This is a genomic window from Lentibacillus kapialis, from assembly GCF_014646635.1.
GTDB classification, from domain to species: Bacteria; Bacillota; Bacilli; order Bacillales; family Amphibacillaceae; genus Lentibacillus; species Lentibacillus kapialis.
The window spans coordinates 14,561-32,879 of sequence record NZ_BMNQ01000041.1 but is presented as its reverse complement, the minus strand read 5'-3'; the positions used below and the strand labels follow the sequence as shown (position 1 = coordinate 32,879).

Annotated in this window: 15 protein-coding genes; 8 read left to right on the top strand and 7 right to left on the bottom strand. The window is 41.9% G+C overall.

Annotated features, from left to right (window positions below; all coding sequences use genetic code 11):
• Nucleotides 1-256, bottom strand: a 256-nt coding sequence (locus IEW67_RS12680; protein WP_229671826.1) for a hypothetical protein, incomplete at its 3' end; no start/stop codon positions are given.
• A gap of 175 nt (nucleotides 257-431) precedes the next feature.
• On the opposite strand from IEW67_RS12680, the gene IEW67_RS12675 reads away from it, so the two are divergent.
• On the top strand, nucleotides 432-1,892 hold the full coding sequence (locus tag IEW67_RS12675; RefSeq protein WP_188633448.1) for an APC family permease: 1,461 nt from the start codon (nucleotides 432-434) through the stop codon (nucleotides 1,890-1,892).
• Between the two features lie 252 nt (nucleotides 1,893-2,144).
• Here IEW67_RS12675 and IEW67_RS12670 read toward each other — a convergent pair whose 3' ends face one another.
• The 3 genes from IEW67_RS12670 to IEW67_RS12660 all read right to left on the bottom strand — a co-directional run bounded on the left by IEW67_RS12670 (nucleotide 2,145) and on the right by IEW67_RS12660 (nucleotide 6,097).
• Nucleotides 2,145-3,521, bottom strand: a complete 1,377-nt coding sequence (locus IEW67_RS12670; RefSeq protein ID WP_188633447.1) for a VWA domain-containing protein — start codon at nucleotides 3,519-3,521, stop codon at nucleotides 2,145-2,147.
• An 81-nt stretch (nucleotides 3,522-3,602) separates the two neighbouring features.
• Nucleotides 3,603-4,316 (bottom strand): C39 family peptidase, encoded by a 714-nt coding sequence (locus tag IEW67_RS12665; protein ID WP_188633446.1) that lies wholly within the window; start codon nucleotides 4,314-4,316, stop codon nucleotides 3,603-3,605.
• A 74-nt stretch (nucleotides 4,317-4,390) separates the two neighbouring features.
• Nucleotides 4,391-6,097 (bottom strand): aryl-sulfate sulfotransferase, encoded by a 1,707-nt coding sequence (locus IEW67_RS12660; RefSeq protein WP_188633445.1) that lies wholly within the window; start codon nucleotides 6,095-6,097, stop codon nucleotides 4,391-4,393.
• A gap of 309 nt (nucleotides 6,098-6,406) precedes the next feature.
• Between IEW67_RS12660 and IEW67_RS12655 the strand changes: the two genes are divergently transcribed.
• From IEW67_RS12655 to pssE, 5 genes are all read left to right on the top strand, one after another.
• Nucleotides 6,407-7,717 carry a UDP-glucose dehydrogenase family protein gene (locus IEW67_RS12655; RefSeq protein ID WP_188633444.1) on the top strand — a complete coding sequence of 437 codons (1,311 nt, stop codon included), beginning with the start codon at nucleotides 6,407-6,409 and terminating at the stop codon, nucleotides 7,715-7,717.
• 225 nt (nucleotides 7,718-7,942) lie between these two features.
• Nucleotides 7,943-9,253, top strand: a complete 1,311-nt coding sequence (locus tag IEW67_RS12650) for an O-antigen ligase family protein (RefSeq protein ID WP_188633443.1) — start codon at nucleotides 7,943-7,945, stop codon at nucleotides 9,251-9,253.
• Nucleotides 9,254-9,280: 27 nt separating this feature from the next.
• Nucleotides 9,281-10,378, top strand: a complete 1,098-nt coding sequence (locus tag IEW67_RS12645; protein ID WP_229671824.1) for a glycosyltransferase — start codon at nucleotides 9,281-9,283, stop codon at nucleotides 10,376-10,378.
• A gap of 16 nt (nucleotides 10,379-10,394) precedes the next feature.
• Nucleotides 10,395-10,865 carry a PssD/Cps14F family polysaccharide biosynthesis glycosyltransferase gene (gene pssD / locus IEW67_RS12640; RefSeq protein WP_229671822.1) on the top strand — a complete coding sequence of 157 codons (471 nt, stop codon included), beginning with the start codon at nucleotides 10,395-10,397 and terminating at the stop codon, nucleotides 10,863-10,865.
• Nucleotides 10,862-11,341: a PssE/Cps14G family polysaccharide biosynthesis glycosyltransferase gene (pssE, locus tag IEW67_RS12635; protein WP_188633441.1), complete on the top strand. Its 480-nt coding sequence runs from the start codon at nucleotides 10,862-10,864 to the stop codon at nucleotides 11,339-11,341. Before pssD ends, pssE begins: the two co-directional genes overlap by 4 nt.
• A gap of 6 nt (nucleotides 11,342-11,347) precedes the next feature.
• On the opposite strand, the gene IEW67_RS12630 is transcribed toward pssE, so the two are convergent.
• From IEW67_RS12630 to IEW67_RS12620, 3 genes are all read right to left on the bottom strand, one after another.
• On the bottom strand, nucleotides 11,348-12,499 hold the full coding sequence (locus IEW67_RS12630) for a CDP-glycerol glycerophosphotransferase family protein (RefSeq protein ID WP_188633440.1): 1,152 nt from the start codon (nucleotides 12,497-12,499) through the stop codon (nucleotides 11,348-11,350).
• A complete protein-coding gene (gene tagD / locus IEW67_RS12625; protein ID WP_188633439.1) occupies nucleotides 12,492-12,884 on the bottom strand; it encodes a glycerol-3-phosphate cytidylyltransferase in 393 nt (130 codons plus the stop codon). Before tagD ends, IEW67_RS12630 begins: the two co-directional genes overlap by 8 nt.
• A 255-nt stretch (nucleotides 12,885-13,139) precedes the next feature.
• Nucleotides 13,140-14,702 (bottom strand): aryl-sulfate sulfotransferase, encoded by a 1,563-nt coding sequence (locus IEW67_RS12620; RefSeq protein WP_188633438.1) that lies wholly within the window; start codon nucleotides 14,700-14,702, stop codon nucleotides 13,140-13,142.
• A gap of 225 nt (nucleotides 14,703-14,927) precedes the next feature.
• On the opposite strand from IEW67_RS12620, the gene IEW67_RS12615 reads away from it, so the two are divergent.
• Together IEW67_RS12615 and IEW67_RS12610 are read left to right on the top strand one after the other, a co-directional pair.
• The gene (locus IEW67_RS12615) at nucleotides 14,928-15,653 is read left to right on the top strand and encodes a hypothetical protein (RefSeq protein ID WP_188633437.1); all 726 of its coding nucleotides are present in this window, start codon (nucleotides 14,928-14,930) and stop codon (nucleotides 15,651-15,653) included.
• Nucleotides 15,654-15,885: 232 nt separating this feature from the next.
• A complete protein-coding gene (locus IEW67_RS12610) occupies nucleotides 15,886-18,291 on the top strand; it encodes a CDP-glycerol glycerophosphotransferase family protein (RefSeq protein ID WP_188633436.1) in 2,406 nt (801 codons plus the stop codon).
• The last annotated feature ends 28 nt before the right edge of the window (nucleotides 18,292-18,319 follow it).

Sequence of the window (18,319 nt, the reverse complement as noted above, 5' to 3'; positions counted from 1 at the left end):
CCCCGCCGAAATCGCGCGACACCCCCGAGATTTCGCGCGAGCCCCCGCCAAAATCGCGCGACACCCCCGAGATTTCGCGCGAGCCCCCGCCGAAATCGCGCGACACCCCCGAGATTTCGCGCGAGCACACCCCGAAATCGCGCGACACCCCCGGGATTTCGCGCGAGCCCCCGCCGAAATCGCGCGACACCCCCGGGATTTCGCGCGAGCCCCCGCCGAAATCGCGCGACACCCCCGAGATTTCGCGCGAGTACACCCCGATTTCTGCTCAAAATAGGCGGTAATTCATTTTCACCATCATATCAGAGTTATATGCTCTGAATTCATGGTCAATCCCGTACATTTTCCTATCCAAATGAATTTTGCGAAAAAACGCGGATTTTGATATAAAGGAGGGGTGTGATAAAAGAGGTCATCAAAGGAGACGAAGCATGGAAGAGCGTACAACATTGAAGCAATCATTGAAGCCACATTGGGTCTGGGCAATCGCTCTGGGTTCCTCGATTGGCTGGGGAGCATTTGTGCAGCCGACGACCTGGATGTCAACGGCTGGTCCGTTGGGGGTCATCCTGGGCTTCAGCATCGGGGCACTGCTGATGATGCTGATTGCTGTGAGCTATGGGTTTCTCATTAAAAGTTTTCCGGTATCAGGCGGGGAATTCGCTTATTCGTATATCAGCTTAGGACGCACACATGCGTTCATCAGCGGATGGTTTCTGACGCTCGGCTACTTATGTATTGTCGCGTTAAACGCATCCGCATTTGCATTAATGGTTAAATTTGTTTTTCCCTCACTGCTTAAGACGATGCACATGTATACCATTGCAGGATGGGATGTTTATTTTACCGAAGTCATCATCGCATCTGTATTACTAGGTGTTTTTGGTTATTTCAACATAAGAGGATCAAGTCTGTCAGGCCGCATGCAGTTTGTATTCTGTTCAATTATGGTGATTGGCGTCATCGTGATTACGTTCATGGTCGGTGCTGAGCCCGGATCGGGACTTGCCAATGTCCTGCCGTTGTTCCCGACTGACACTACGGCGTTTGCAGCCATCATTTCCATTGTTGCCATTGCACCATGGGCATATGTCGGATTTGATAATGTCCCGCAGGCAGCGGAAGAATTCCATTTTTCATCCAGAAAAGCTTTCACATTGATTATTTTGGCCATCTTCTTTGCTGCGTTGTTATACAGCATGATGGTGATAGCCACCTCCATGATTGAACCGTGGCAGACACTCGTTGCCCAGGAGGAAACATGGGGGACAGGTGCAGCGATTCAAGGGCTGCTTGGCAATATGGGACTGGTTATCCTGGTGACCGCGCTCACCATGGGGATTTTCACAGGATTAAATGGCTTTACCATTTCATCAAGCCGCCTGTTGTTTGCCATGTCCCGTGCGAAGATTATCCCGTCAGCCTTTTCTAAATTGCATCCGAAATATAAAACGCCGTATGTCGGCATTATCTTTACGGTTGTCGTGGCGATGCTGGCACCGTGGTTCGGACGCCAGGCGCTGACATGGGTGGTCGATATGTCCTCTGTCGGTGTCACCATTGCCTATTTCTATACCTGTTACACCGCATTTACCTTATTCAAGCGGTCAAAAGGCAAACAGTTCAATCCGAAAAAGCACGTTGTCGCACCCGCGAAAAAGGGCCTCGCCGCATTCGGTATGCTCGCGAGTATCACATTTCTGGGATTGCTGCTGATCCCCGGGTCACCGGCAGCACTCGGTATGGAATCCTTCATCGCCCTTATTGTCTGGATTGCCCTCGGTGTTACGTTCTATATGGCAAACCGAAAAGAGCTGAAGGAAATACCGAAAGACGAACTCAATTATTTGATTTTGGGCAATACGAAAATTGAAGCGAAGAATCGCGGTTAATGGGATTCTTTGCTTTTAGAATTAGAAAAACTCGGCATTCGCCTCGTCTTATAGCGAATGCCGAAGCTTTTTTATAAGGTCATCCATAATTTATACTTTCTGACGTTAAAATATAAAAAAACTGGCACTCACTGTAAATTGAGTGCCAGTTTTTTCTAATGCTGCTAAGAAATAGAAAGTCCGGAGCTGCTTAAATATCAGTTACGGACTTTTTGGTGCTCTGTGCATGCGTTGTAATTCGGCTGTTGTGCTTTAGTTATTATCATATTTCTCTTTCATCTTATCGCCTTTTTCATTAATATTCTCTTTTAATTGATCGCCTTCTTCTTCAACTGTCTCCAACAACGAATTGAATTTTTCTTCATAATCTGCCAGTATACCCTGGCGCTGATTAATTAAACTCATAAGTTCTTCGCTGACTTCATCACTGATTTGTTCATTGTCCTCAAGGTAATACACAGTATCTTTAAGATGACCTTCCTCATCATAGGTCAAATTCATGAAATCTGCCTTTTTATCATATAATTCATTCTTTTTATCCGTCTGCTCACCGGAAACATTATTATAATTGTCGGCATTCCATGAGCTCCATTCATTATAAAGCCGAACGCGTTCATCTTCCCAGACTTCCTTAAAGTCATCGCCGGAGTCTACAGTTTTAAATTCCCCGCCGCCTGCCTCGGCTACTTTAAGCAATTGCTCCTGACCATTGCTGTCAACGTCAAAACCGATAATATTGACGACCGCTTTGATATTAGAATCATGCAGTTTCTTTGCGGCTTTGGCTGGGTCTCCTCCACATGTTTCAACGCCGTCACTGACGACATAGATAATGTTTTGACTAGCATCTTCAGCATTTTCAAAGTCCTTTTTGGCTTCGGATATGGATTTGGCAATCGGTGTCCATCCTGTTGGCTCGAATTTATCTAGTGCATCGGCAAATTTTTCTTCATCATATGATTGCAATTCGTAAACCATTTCGGTGCTGTCGCAAGATATTTCTTTGTCGCTGTCGGCGTTGCTGCCTTTATGGCCATATACCCTCAAAGAGACATTGGAGGCTTCAGGCATCGATGCAACAAAGTTGTTGATAGCCTTTTTAGCCTGTTTCATTTTGGTCGTACCGCCGACTTTTTGTGCCATACTACCACTTGCATCAAGAAGGATGGAGATATTTGCCGTTCCATCCACGGTCTTACCGTTATCAAGCTTCATGCTGCCAGGTGTCTTGGATACGGCGGTTTCAATCTGCGGGTTAAATTCTTCAGCAAATGTGTGAAACTCTTTATACTTGCCGGACTCACTCATCAGACTCAGTAAATGGGAATACACCTGAAAGCTGTCTTTGTCCTGAAAATTTTTTTCGTCCAACGCACGGTGTACCGCTGCTTCGTTGTACTTATTGTCTGCATACTCCCCCGGATCCTGCTCGATAATTTCTTCAATAGTGGTCGCGACTTTAAAATCTTCTTCAGGGCTTTTCTCCTCATTTGTTTTTTCTTCTTTAGATTGTTTGGGCTCTTCCTTCTGCTTTTCTTCACTTGAAGCTGTCTTGTTATCTGATCCGCATGCAGCAAGCAATATACAGACAAATATTACCAGAAAACCCGCAACAAAAGTCCTTTTCATCGAATCCCTCCGAACATTTCTTTTTTCATATAAATCTAAGATTATATTCTCAAGATAATAGTACCAAACAGGGGAGAATTTTCAACAGGGGATTTGGTCTTTTGTTCTAAGCGTTACAGCACGCCTGCCCAGTGATGCCCAGTTCCGTTCAAACAGGTTCCGGTCATAATATTCTGCTTCACCGGTATGCGGGTCATGTGCTATCAAATCATCGCCATCAATCCCGACCATTACGACGGCATGTTCATTCTGGTACCAATCAATCACATCGCCGTCCTCATCACGCCACGTTTTGCCGTGAAACGTCTCACGCTGTTCAAGCGTTGTCCAGGCCATGACCGGCTTCCCTGTTTTGACAATATCAAGTAGTGATTCAAACGGGCTGCCCGTCAGATCCATACCGCATCCCGGCATGAAGGTTTCCAGCGTTTCCAAAATCGGAGCTTCAAACACGCCGAAACTGCCGTCATCCGAATCGGTGTAGGGGTCCCCGACAAATGCCTTATTCGGATGAGCGCCCTTCAATTCACCACCGGCTTCATGCACTTTCGCACCCTTAGGCAGTGCATCTGCGATTGTATATTTGCTGATGTGTTCACCAAGCCCCCAGCTTAGCAGCATCGCAAGCGATGTTGCCTCACATCCCGTCGGAAGCTCCGGATACTGGTAATAAAGCGGAACACCTCTGATTTTGGTGTTCGATGTCGCCGGTGCCAAGGCCCGTTTCGGTCTTACAACAGCTATTAATATAAAAGCACATATACCTATCAGTGCGAGAGATCGTTTTGCCGACACATTATCATCCTCCATGGTGATTTCAGTTTAAAGACCGGACTCCTTTTTGTCCGGTCTCATAATTATAACCATCTTTATTCACTTAATTTAAACGTATTTTCCCAAGTATCTGTGTAAAGGGGGTATCGGACACTACGGTAGACCCAGGCTCCTTTAGGAAAGTTCGTTATTTCCGCTTCAAATACAACCTTGGAATCTTCATGGTGTGTCACTTCCACAATGTTGCTTTGGTCACCGGAATCAACATGACCAAAGTCGACCAGCACATTTCCCGTATTTTGCTGATAGCGGGCACTGCCGATAATATTGGTGAAAAAAGCCTCGCCGCGTTCCTTCCCATAAGTCCAGATTACTTCCGCTTCTTTCGTTTTTTCATTAATCCGGTAATGAGTGGCGGCACTGAACTGTTTGGACAGGTCCTCATCGCCCCGTGTGACAGCAACATTATTGTCATACAGCAGTAAATCAAGCGTGTCAGGATTGTTATCAAAATCAGGGAGGATGTTGGCATCATGCTGTCCACCCGGGTATTTAAAATCCTCGCCCTGTCCCTCGAGCAGGTGTTGCTGCATGTCATCATTCCAGCCTTCGGGATAAGCCAGCATCCATTTAATTTCTTCTGATTCATAGTCGATTTTCATTACTGTGTCGCTGTTCCGTCCGGAGATAATGATGCTGTTATCATGTTTGTCATAAACGACGGAATTCTGATGAAACCAGTCAGTCAATCCTTCCTTAGCTTCTGTGCTGTCATAGTCCTGATAAGCTTGCTCAGGGAACATGTTTTTTAAATCAATCTGTTTTACAACGTCACCGGTTTCCCGATCGATTTCAATCATGGTATCTTCCATGTATTCCCCTTCACCGTCATTAACGGTCAGGATCAGGTTGCCCGATGGTAGTTCAGCTGCGTCATGATGTATAAGAGTTGACTCCATGCCTTTTGCTTCTGCGTGAGCTGCCTTTTTACTTATCTTAAACGCATTATACAATTTCCCCATGTAGTCTGTTTCGAACAAACGGTTATAGGCAGTGCCGCTGTTATCATCTTTGCCCAAATATAATAGATGGCCATTGTTTAATTCCTGGAAGACATGACTGTTATATCCCGACCCATACCAGCGAATGTCACCATTAGCGTCAAAGCCATAAACAAATTTTGTACTCGGTATCGCAAAGGTCAGTTCAGTGTCCTGGATGTCCATTTTGGTTGTATCAGCTGTTTTGATAGTGATATCCGGTATATAATCAGGCAATTCATCGGTCGTAATGGTTAAGGTCTTTGTCATCGTTTCACCGGATTTGGTTTCTGCTTTTATCTCAAGAGTATTGCTATAGTCAGGGTAAAGTCCCAGGACAGGCAATTCATGCTGTTTTTTATAGTACTCAAAGGATTTTGAGATATCTGCTTTATCCTCCTTTCCATGCACCGTAAAGGAAACTTTTGCCGGCTTGTCCGTGTTAAAAATGACGAGGGCAGCTAATGGGCTTCGGTTATAAGGGTCAAGCTTCACATAAGGGTCATCCAACGTGCTGCCTTCACTGTCGGACAAGATGGATGCTTCCAGTTTTTTCTGTTCATCCAACAGCGAGGGGATTTTTTCCGGTGGATATTTGTATGCCGGATCATCTTTATCTTTTTTGTCTGTTTCGGACTGCTTGTTTTTTTCAGTAGCTTTATCGGAATCTTGCTGAGCCTCTTCCGTCTTCGTGTTTTGGAAAAATAGAAAAACACCTATCAGTGCGATTGCAACAACGACGCCTACTGTTATTTTTTTCATATCAACCTTCTCCACATATTAATAGATTTGGTGTTATCTTACCATATTGGGGATGATGCGGAAATGGTTTATATATAAGTGCGTGTTCAAAAAAGAGGATAAAAAGGACCAAGAAGCTCGAGCCGGCGCAGTTTCGAGCAGCGAAAGGGTATGCCTTTAGATACATGAGCACAAGTAATGCTACCCTGATAAGCATTTATTCCGATTACCTATTTTCACGAATCCTGCTGTTCATGACTATAACACTACCTCAGCACATAAACATGACTATAGGATTGACTAATTATTACGTTAGGTGGGAGGAAAACCGTGAATATTGCTGTCATCGGTACCGGTTATGTCGGGCTTGTAACAGGTGTATGCTTATCACATGCAGGAAATAGCGTCACATGTGTTGATATTGATAAGGATAAAATCACTGGCTTGCAAAACGGACGGCCCCCGATTTATGAAGAAGGTTTGGGAGAATTATTACAGACGAATCTTCAACGAAAACGATTACACTTCACAACAGATTATCAAAAAGGGATAACCGGCAAAGACGTTATTTTACTGGCAGTCGGAACACCGCAAAATGATGATGGTTCAGCAGATTTGTCAGCACTCTTTTCTGCTTGCAGGGCGATTGCCCCGCACTTGCATGAGCATACAATTATTGTCACGAAAAGCACGGTCCCAATTGGTACCAATGAACAGATCAAACACTATATTGAACAAGCCGCATGTGGTATGTCTGTCAGCATTATCGCTGCTCCCGAGTTTTTACGCCAGGGATCAGCTGTTCATGACACGTTTCATGGTGATCGTATAGTGATAGGCGGTGAAGACTCCGAAGCCATGCAAACAGTTGAAGAGCTTTACCGGCCGTTTAACATTCCTATTATCAAGACGGATCTGAGAAGTGCGGAGATGATAAAGTATGCGTCCAACGCGTTTCTAGCAGCTAAAATCAGTTTCATTAATGAAATAGCCAACCTTTGTGAGCATGCAGATGCAAATGTGGAGGATGTAGCACAAGGAATCGGCATGGACCGGCGCATCGGCAACCATTTTTTAAGTCCCGGCGCAGGATATGGCGGCTCCTGTTTTCCAAAGGATCTGAGTGCTATCATGTCATATGGGCGAAAATTGGGTTGCCCATTGTCGATTTTGGAAAGTGTTCAGAATGTCAATGAACGCCAAACGAACATTTTAGTAGAAAAAGTTCAGAAAAGATTAGGGAACCTTACCGGCAAAACGATTGCCATACTGGGATTGGCATTCAAACCGGGCACAGATGATATGCGGAATGCACCGTCCATCCCCTTGATAAAAAAGCTGATGATGAGCGGTGCGGATGTGAATGCATTTGATCCGGCCGCAACTGAACATGCCAAAAACATTTTGCCACGAGAAGTGAATTATGCCAACACAATCGATGAGGCATTGGCAAATGCTGATGGTGCTGTTATTATAACTGACTGGCAGGAAATTAAAGACTATCCGCTCGAATCCTTTAAAAACCATTTAGCTGATCCGGTCATCTTTGATGGCAGAAACTGCTTTTCGCTGGACCGGATGAGCGAAAGCGGTATTGCCTATTATTCAATCGGCCGTCCGACAATACATCCAAACAGTTGAGGATGCCTTATCAAGGGCATCTTTTTTCGTAACGTCAGAAAGTATAAATTATGGATGACCTTATAAGAAAAACTTCGGCACTCGCTATAGGACGAGGCGAATGCCAAGTTTTTCTAATGACAGGATTGAAGTCTTTAACAGACTCCTGTTTTAAAATACCCCGGACTGTCAAATACTAGGATAGACGTTACCCATCCTGGACAACAGCAGAAAGGGGTCGGCTTCATGGCCTTTCGTAAACAAAAACATACGAATATACACGGCATTGAGAAATATTTCATCTATTTTATCCTGCTGCAGCCGGCCCTGGATGTATTGGCATATTTTAGCATTCCACTTTCAACGATCCTGCGGGGACTTGTTATGGTCGCTGGTGCAGGATACATATTACGCTTACCGGATAGACCGGGAAACAAAGCAGCGCTCATCTATCTGATAATACTCGGAATGTTTATGACGGCGCATCTTGCGACTAATTATATGGTCAAAGAACCGTTTAGCATGTCGCTTGAACTGACGTATAGTATCAAAACAGTTTTCTTTATGGTAATGCTGCTTGTTTATATGTTTGTGCTCCCGTCATTTTCAAAATACAAGTATTGGCAGAAACGCATCCAGTCAGTTGTTTGGATCAATATGATATTTATAGCGGTCATTATGTTGCTGGCGAGTATGACAAAGAGTGGTTTCAGGAGTTATGGTGCTTTGGCTAAAGAGGGTCATTCAGGTTGGTTTTATTCGGGCAACGAATTGAGCGTCATTCTGGGAATGGGCTTCAGTATTATCATATTGTACATGCTTCAACAACGATCACCACGTATGAAAATGCTGTTATGGCCGGCTATGGGTCTTATCATGTGGGCTATGTTGACGGTAGGCACGAAAGTCAGCTTTGGCTCCGTCCTGATTGTGCTGGTGACGTCTATTTCGGTTTTTATGTTAAAAGCCATTTATAACAAAAAGAATTGGTCCAATGTCGTCATTCTTGCAGTATTACTGGCAGTAACTATCGTGATAACACCGATTACGCCAATTGGCAATAATCTGGACCTCGCGTTTGGAACAACGATCGCCAACCAGGATAGGAGCTCCGAAGATGCTGATACTGCCGGGGGAAAACAGACGACACAAACGTTGCTGAGCGGCAGGAAGGACTTTTTAAACGACATAATGGAACAGTACCGGGAAGCGCCTGTCTCTCAAAAATTATTCGGAATGGGTATTGGGGGAAACTACGCTATTAAACCTAAGTTAATCGAAATGGATTTTTTGGACTGGTATTTTAATTTCGGTCTAATCGGCTTTTTCCTATTAATAGTGCCATTGATCTTGATCGGTTATCGGATTTTGGTGAATGTGTGCACATATCACCTGAAAACCCTTAACGTGCCCATCATACTCACAGGCGTATCCGTCGCTTTAGGGTTCGGCAGTGCGTTTACAGCAGGTCATGTATTGTCATCACCAGCGGTAAGCATTTATTTGGCGGTCTTTATCGGATATTTGTTTGCGCTCGCAAAACAGCCCGTTGCGTGAAAAACAATGTATAAGGGGGCGGGTAAGGTGGAGAAAATATTAGTAATCAGTACAATGTATCCCAGTAAAGCTCATACCGGTTTTGGCATCTTCGTGGAAAATCAGGTGAAAGCGCTCAAGGACCGGGGGTTTCATGTCGATGTCGCAGCTATTAAAGATCCGCGCATAAACAAGCCGGCTGTCGTTGTAAAATATGCATTTCTAATCATGCGCGTACTACTTATCATGCTTATGAAAGGCAGGCACTATGATATCATTCATGCCCATTACGTGTACCCGAGCGGAAAACTGGCGCTGTTATTTAAAAAGCTATTCCGCACCACGGTCATTGTCACGGCTCATGGTGGGGATCTGGATAAGATGGCAAAAAAGGGCCCATTCTTTTTCAGGCAGACAAAGCATGTGTTGCATCAAGCTGACTTCATCATTGCTGTTGGTGAAAAACTGAAACAAGATATGATGGGTACGTTTGACGTCAGCGAGGAGATAATAACCGTTTTAAACATGGGCGTTGACCGTCAGATTTTCAAGCCAATCAGTCAGGCACACGCGCGTAAATTAGTACACCTGCCGTCTTCAGCAACCGTCATATTATTTGTCGGCAATATTATAGAGGCAAAAGGTATTGATGAACTGATAAGCGCCTGTCATGACTTGAAAGGAACAACCCCTAGTTTAGAGCTTCACTTAATCGGTGCCCGGAAAGATCCGGCGTTTGCTAACCAAATACGAGAAAAAATGGCACGTGAAGACATACAGAACAGCCATATCCACCCACCGATGAAGCAGCGTGACGTCGCACGATGGATGGCGGCGGCAGATGTGTTTGTCATTCCATCATATATGGAAGGCTTCGGGCTTGTGGCATTGGAAGCCATGTCGTGTCATACCCCTGTCGTCGGCAGTGATGTCGGCGGACTGCATTATCTGCTTAGTGGGGATTGCGGTATACTGGTCAAACCGAAAAATAGAGTATCGTTAAGGCGGGGAATTGAGCGGGTTCTTAAAGAAACAGACCTAAAGCAACAATTGGTTGCAAATGGGGAGGCAAAAGCTGAAACGTACGATCAGGAAAAACTGATCGGGCGGCTGATTGCGCACTATTATCGATCATACAACCTCTAATAGGAGCTGAATCCAGTTGAACCAAAAAAAATTGCTCCTCATTTCATCAGTGGGGGGACATTTAACCCAGCTATTGCAGCTTGAACCGCTGTTTAAAAACTATCAATACCATATCGTGACCGAAAAATGTGCTGTCACCAAAGACTTGAAGGATAAATACCCGGTTTCCATGCTTGTTTATGGCGCCCGTAATTATGTATTCCGGTATCTATTTAAGTTTTCATTCAACATGGTGAAAGCCCTTTGCATATTTTTGCACAGGCGACCTGATGTGATTATCACGACAGGTGCGCATACCGCTGTACCCATGTGTTATATCGCAAAGCTCTTCCGGAAAAAAATCATCTTCATTGAGAGCTTTGCGAAAACCGATAGCCCGACATTATCAGGAAAAATGGTTTATCCGATTGCCGATTTATTCATCGTCCAGTGGAAATCCATGCAAAGAATTTATCCAAATTCAGTTTACGGGGGGTCAATCTATTGATATTAGTTGTATTGGGCACGCACGAATTGCCCTTCACCAGATTATTGAATGAAGTGGAACGGTTAAAAACCGATGGCATCATTCAAGAAGATGTGATTGTCCAGCACGGTCATACGGCTTATCAAAGTGACAACCTGATTCTGAAACCATTTGTCAGCTTTGAAGAAATGGATCTGTTGTATGAACAAGCACGGCTGATCATCACCCATGCCGGTACAGGCTCCATTATCATGGGATTAAGAAAAGCAAAGCATGTTATTGCCTGCCCCCGTCTTTCCAAATATGGTGAGCATAATGATGATCATCAGCTGCAGATTGTATCCGCATTGGCAGGACAAGGCCATATGCTCAGCTGGGAAGAAGATACGCGGCTTGAGGATGTTATCCGGCAAATTGAGGCTTTTCAGCCGAAACCATTCAAATCAGGAAGAGAACAGATCTATGAACTAATTGAAAATTTCATCAGAGAAGTGTAGATGTGTTCATTGGTACAGTCTTTGAACTAACTTCTCACTTGAATTGCCTGTTGAATAGTGATTCCATTCGTTTGCAAAAGCTTCAACCTGTTCTAATTTAAATTCATGATGGGTGATAACACGAATCAGCTCATCTGTCGTTGTTACCACAGGTCCTGGGACGAGATCTTCATAATCCTTCCAAAACCCTTTCATATGAGCATAACTTTCCAAATCATACGCATAAAACACCATTGGTTTATGCATCAATGAAAATTCAAAGGGAACAGACGAGTAATCGGAAATTAAAATATCCGTTACGGCAAGAACATGATTGATATTATCAAGATGGGAAATATCATACACAAAACCTGGACAGTCGTTAGTGGTGTTGCTCGTCATTTTTGGATGAAGGCTGAGAAAGAGTACATACTCATCTCCAAGGTCGGTATACATCTGCCGGATATTCAGTTTGATATGTGCCGTATTCAGTTGATCATCACGATAGGTTGGAGCATATAGGATGACTTTCTTTTCCCTGATAATCGGAAACTGATTGGTCAGTGATTGTTCTGTTTTCTTTCGGGCCGCCACGTCGAAAAAGAAATCGGTTCGCGGTACTCCCGTTCTCAAGTGTTGTTCGGCTGGTACATGAAAAGCTTCCGCAAAAATGGCAGTCATTTTTTCCGAACCCACAACAACATAATCAAAACGTTTGTAGACGTTTTTAAATCGTCTGCAGGCTATCGGGTGGCGGTTTTTGATTTGCTGATCCTTAAGCCCGAATTTTTTTATGGCGCCAGCGGCATGCCATAATTGGATGCACTGTGTCTGTTGACTGAAATCCGTAACGGAAAGGAATCCGTAATAATTATCAACAAAAACGTTCTCAGATGTTGCCAAATGGTAAACCGAACGAATCCAGTCGAGGATATAAGGGAATTGAAACATGATGATCCGGCGATGCCGGGCTGGCTGAAACATCATGCAGCACTTGCGGGATTTTAAGATAATGATGTGCTGATCTGTTAATTTCTCCAACGCGCTCATCGTATATAAGGCATTATGACCAAATGACACGACAAATGTTGTTTTAGCGGTTTTGGGAAATACTTTAAACAGGACGAAGAGTGCGCGAAAAACAAAAAGATAAACGGTAATGACGATTTCTCTAACCATTTCGATTCAAATCCGTCTTAATTTTTGTCGTTGAAATGCCAACTGTTCTGGGTAAATACACAACCTCGCAGAACGTTTTTAAGTGATCGAACTCGCCTTTCCAGTCGTCACCCATGACAAACACATCGATGTGGTGCTTTTTAACATCGTCTTCTTTTTGCTCCCATACATGTTCCGCAATCACTTCATCCACATAACGCACAGCTTCCAAAATGGCTTTTCGCTGTTCGAACGAATAATACGCCTGCTTTCCTTTTAAAGCATTAAACGAATCTGACGAAATGGCAACAACCAAATAGTCACCATAGTCTCTGGCACGGCGTAATAAATTGATGTGCCCGGTGTGCAGAATATCAAATGTTCCGTATGTGATGACTTTTTTCATCTGGACAGCCTCCCAATTAGCGTAAGGGTCATATTACTTATAGTATGTATTGATTGGGGAATGTTAATCACGAAGGCATATTCCAATTATTGCGACTACCCTGTATTTAATGATGGGAACAAAAAACTGCAGAGTATGTTATGTGGCAGTGTATAAGTTTATATAGTCAGCAAAAAAACCCGCTGAATGTTGCTATTCAGCGGGTTGAAAACGTTTATCCCCAATCCTTTTCATACTAAGGAACCATTGTTCGCTTTATTGATCGAATTTATAGGAACGGTAACTAATATCGTCTTCATCTTTAGGATAAAATACAAACAGTTCTTCACCGGTTGATAAGTTTTTCTCTGTAAAGGTAGCGTCATTGTTCTCACCGCTGCCCCAGCCGATTAATACAATATTATTCGCTTCATCGAGCATTTGTGCAGATCCTCGTGTACCGGAAAACTCGCCGGTCGGGTAGTTTTCATAATTAAGAACTTCCTTATTTTCTTCGTCTATTTTAATTTTCATAATCGACGTTTCTTCTTTTTTGTCATGTAATGGACTGTCCTCAGGAACAACCGGATATGGTGCTTTTGGCAGGACATTGCCATTGTTGAACAGAAGGATTGTGCCATCACTCAAAAATGATAATTTGTGCTGACGGCTGAATTTTTGCTCCTCGGACAACCCAAACTCATCGGCTTTCCCGCCTAAAACCCACATGATATCGCCGGTATCCCGGTTTAATTTAATGATGCTGCTCATATTGCGGGCCGAAATAATAAGGTTATTATCTTCTGGGTCAATGGCTAATGAGTTAAAGTGCACATAGTCTGCATAGTTACCATGTTCGTTTGTGAAATCATTATGCTCGATACTCAATTCATATAGCTCAGGATAATCGGTGCTCTGCCATTGCCACAACACTTCGCCATCTTTGATTTCTTGTAACGTTGGAGCCATCACACGGGAACCAAATTTATTCTGATCAATATCAGATGGTATATTATTAACTTCTTTCGGATAATAAGAGCTGATAATGTAATGATGCAGATCCAGTACAATGAGCTCATGATTCTCCAAAGGATTTGCATCAACCTCTTTGTTTGGGATAAGAGATTCGACTTCGTCTACTACATTATAATTTTCATCCATTATGACGGCTTTAGTTGTTTTATACCCGATACCATCAACTTCCTCTTGGCCGTTGTTCTGAACAAGGTAACTGTAGTAGATGTCGCCGTTTTCAGTTTTATTTAGTTTAAAATCATATGCTTTTCCGACATCTTTGTAATAAACTATTTCACCATCTGTGTTTAATTTAACAATATGCGATTCATAGGTGAAATAATAGTAGCCATCTTCAGCACCATTATTTTCGTAATCATAGCCTTCCATTTCCTCAGGCATTGTTCGAACCGTATAATTGTTTCCATCCACAGTTACGGTTAAGTTGTTGTCAGCACTAATCTCATCGATTGTGAAGGTGTAACTGTCCTGTCCACTGACATCTTCGCCATTGATTTGAACATCGTGTCCCGATAGACTACGTAAATCCAAAGTATTTTTCGCTTCTGTCGTGAGAGATTGCAGATTATACGTATCCTTGTCCTCTTCCAGTTTGATATCCAGTGGAATCCAGTTATAAGATTCATCAAACGATTGTCGACTATACTCAAAATCTTTTTGGTTGCCCGCTTTTTCCTTCGAGCTATCTTCTTTAGACTCAGCGACAGAGTCTCCAGGGTTGATAACCATATAAGTGACGCCTGAGACTATAGCAGTGTATATTAAAATACTTATGACAATTAATAGAAAGCCCTTGTTTTTCAAGATGTTTCCTCCTCGTATAATATATAAATCCATTAGTAAGTTTATCATTAAAATTCAATCTTGTGTTGCTTTTTTACTGAACCTATTTTATCCAAAAAAACAAATGATAATGAAAAAGAAGAAGTTCGCCAATAAGATATATAAGAGCGATAAAAGTCGTAGTAAGAATTTACTTTCAACCATATTTTTTATATGATGTTTATAAACTAGATTAGGAGGGATTTCGTGGACAGGCAAAAAGTAAAAGCATTGGTAGTAGCGGGAAATATTATGGGCATTATTGCTGTTACAGCTATCATTGTATTACATAATTACAGCGTTGGTACCTATGCAAAGACAGAAATAGAAATAAAAACAGACAAAGTTCATCATAATAAGAACACCGACATCCATGAAAAGAAAGATTCAATAAAAAGACTTGCGCAAAAAGAGGATTCGGACGAAGAAGAAGCTATTGTAAAGAAAAAACCTGACGAAAAAGAATCAGTTGAGGAAGCAATAAAAGAAAGAGGACATAACGATGAGAGTGAAAACAATTATCCAGTAACAGAAGAACTAGAATATAAAGACAGTCAAACCTATAGTTACAGCCCAAAAACAGGGGTTAATTCATCGTCAAAGTCGAGTTCTGGCGAGTCTTCGGACACCTCAAAAAAACAATCCAATTCCTACGACACGCCCAATAATGTGACATCGTCCGGTTCAGATCAGAATTTAGATAAAGAGGAAAATAAAACAGAAAAAGAAAGCAGTTCAAAAACTGAAGAGAATGAAGAAAGCGCGGAAAATGACAAACAAGAAGAGGGGGAAGAGTCAGCAAAAGAAGAGGATAACAAAAAACCGTCCGAAGAAGAGTCAAAGAATAATTCTGATGAAGAAACATCTGGTGAAAAAGAAGAAACAAATAATAAGGAAGATAACGAGAAGGGTACCGAAAATAATAACAAATAAGAACATGAAACCTTCAAGGGGGTACCCCTGGGTTTCATGTTTGGGTTTGCTTAACAGCCTCTTCGTTTGTCTGTGCTTTCGATTTCTTTAGCAAGTGCACATTGCAGACCAGTTGATAAAATTATTGAGATCTCTTTTTACACAAGACTATCATATACATAGTTTGATATAATCTATATTAAGATAGATGGTTTAAGGGACAGCTGTTTAAAAAAGGGAGGGTGATTATCAAGTGACCGCGCTGGAAGCTTCCTTTACACATATCGTTCACTCAGTTGAAATGAGCAAGTATAGTCATTTAGTTATTAAAGGCATAATCAAATCAGGTGTTTCCTACGAAGATACCATTCAATTAATGGTGAAAAAAAGAAAGTCCAAAACGTTTTTTACATTCTCGTTAAAATGGTTGGGGAGCAATTGCTGGGAAACAACAGTTGATTTTCATAAGACAGATATTGAAAAAGGGACCTGGGATTATTATTTACTATATAATAATGAACAGAAATATAGACTAAAAATTGAAGATGAGTGTATCTTTGAGTGGAACCGGATATCGGTATTCAATAGTAAAGATGTGACATATGGTTATAAATGCTACATAACCCAACGAGATTCACTGTCAACGGTTGTGTTCAGGCCTTCTATGGAATTAATTGTTCAGCAGAGGGAGATCTTGAATGAAAGAATTGTTTATTTGAGCGGAACGATAACTGGCAATGATTTTGTTGATTCTGCTTCCGGTTTTGAACTTCTTATAAAAGAGAGGGACAGCGATAACCAATATGAAGCGCCGTTGTATTTCGAATTGGAAGGAAATCAGATATGTGCAGATTTAAAAATTAATTACGATGATATACTCCCTGAAAACATCACAAACCTAAGATGGGATGTATACGTGAGAGTTAAACGGAACGGCACTTCCTATTTGTTTCGTATTCATTTAACGGATGAGACACTTGAGAAGGATACATGTGTTGAATTACAAGATGATCAAGTGTATCAGATTCGTCTTTATCCAACTATAAAAGGAAATCTTTCCATAAAATGTACAGAATTGAAAATGAAGCGGGATATTGTCTCGTATTCCATCGAAAATCAACATGTCAATTTCAAAGGATTTGCTTATTTTGATCTGGTCAAATTTGATTCACCGGACAAGCTGGAACGATTTATAAAAGTAAAGAAGCGCAATTCAGAAAAAGAAATGTCGTTCCCGATCTGTAATCTGGAGCCGGAGGAAGCATCAATTGAAGATGATTATCGATTTTCAGGTTTTAACGTATCAATCCCCTTGAAAAAACTCACTGCCATGATGGAAAATGAGTTAGATATCTATGATTTTTCTATCTGTCTCGTTTATCGTAATCAGGAGAAGGAAAGAAATCTGGGATGTGAGGAATACAGCTATTTTGTGGATTCACCGCTGGTTTCTGATTTATTACGATATCGTCTAAAAATGGTAAGAACTTTTCTGCTCTTTACACCAGGCGGTAATTTGAAGCTAGAAGCTTATACTTATTCCTTCTGCAAAATGATGTATATGAAATACCGGCAAGCTCGCGTCAAAAAAAGCAGCGGCAAAGATGTATGGCTAATTGGTGAAAGACCAGATACAGCGCAGGATACAGGCTATCATTTCTTTAAGTTCTGTAGGGAGCACTATCCTAAGAAAGACATATACTATGTTATTACGGCTGATTCACCGGATAGGAAAAATCTGCGGGGACTGGGTAATGTTATTACTTTTGGGTCCCTGAAACATTTTAAGTTAGCCGCAACTGCTTATACGTTTATAGGATCCCATGATCTGGAGTATATTTTGCCGACTAAGGCTATTGACTGGCCGAATTATCAGGAAGGTCAACGTGTATTTTTACAGCATGGCATTCTAGGTCGAAAAAAGGTAAATTATCACAAGAAATATTACAAGTACCCTTTTACAGTATTTTGTGTCAGCTCGAAACCGGAATTTAATTTGGTGACAGAAGAAATGGGTTATAATTCCGAAGAGGTGAAAATAACCGGATTGTCCCGTTTCGATCAATTAATGGGGAAGCATGAGACAGAAAGGTCAATTTTACTGATTCCAACGTGGCGGGATTGGGTTAAAGAAGACACGTTTATAGATTCAGAATACTTCAACAGGTATAAAGAATTGTTGAATGACAGCAGATTAAATCATTTGTTAGAAAAGCATGATATCAGATTGGATTTCTATGTTCATTATCGGATGCAGCCATCAGTGCACCATTTTTATGAATGGGCATCTGCCAATACCAATATTGTCGAATTTGGCCAGTCAGATGTTCAGGAACTTCTGATCAGGAATAAATTACTGATAACGGACTATTCCTCAGTGTCATTTGACTTTAATTACATGAGAAAACCTGTGCTTTTTTACCATTTTGACTTTGACCAATTTTTCAAGAACGGCTTGTTGAGGCCTGCTAACAAAACATTCCTGGGAGAAACATACACTGACAAAAATTCTTTGATTGATGCAATTGAAATGAATATTGAAAATGATTTTAAAGAAAAATCAGCCATCAAAAAAAAGAAAGAAACTATTTTCTCGAATATTGACGAAAATAATAGAGAACGGATTTTCGATGCCATTACTAATGTTAATAGGCCATAAAGTGTCTGGAAGTAAAGCTGACTCGAGT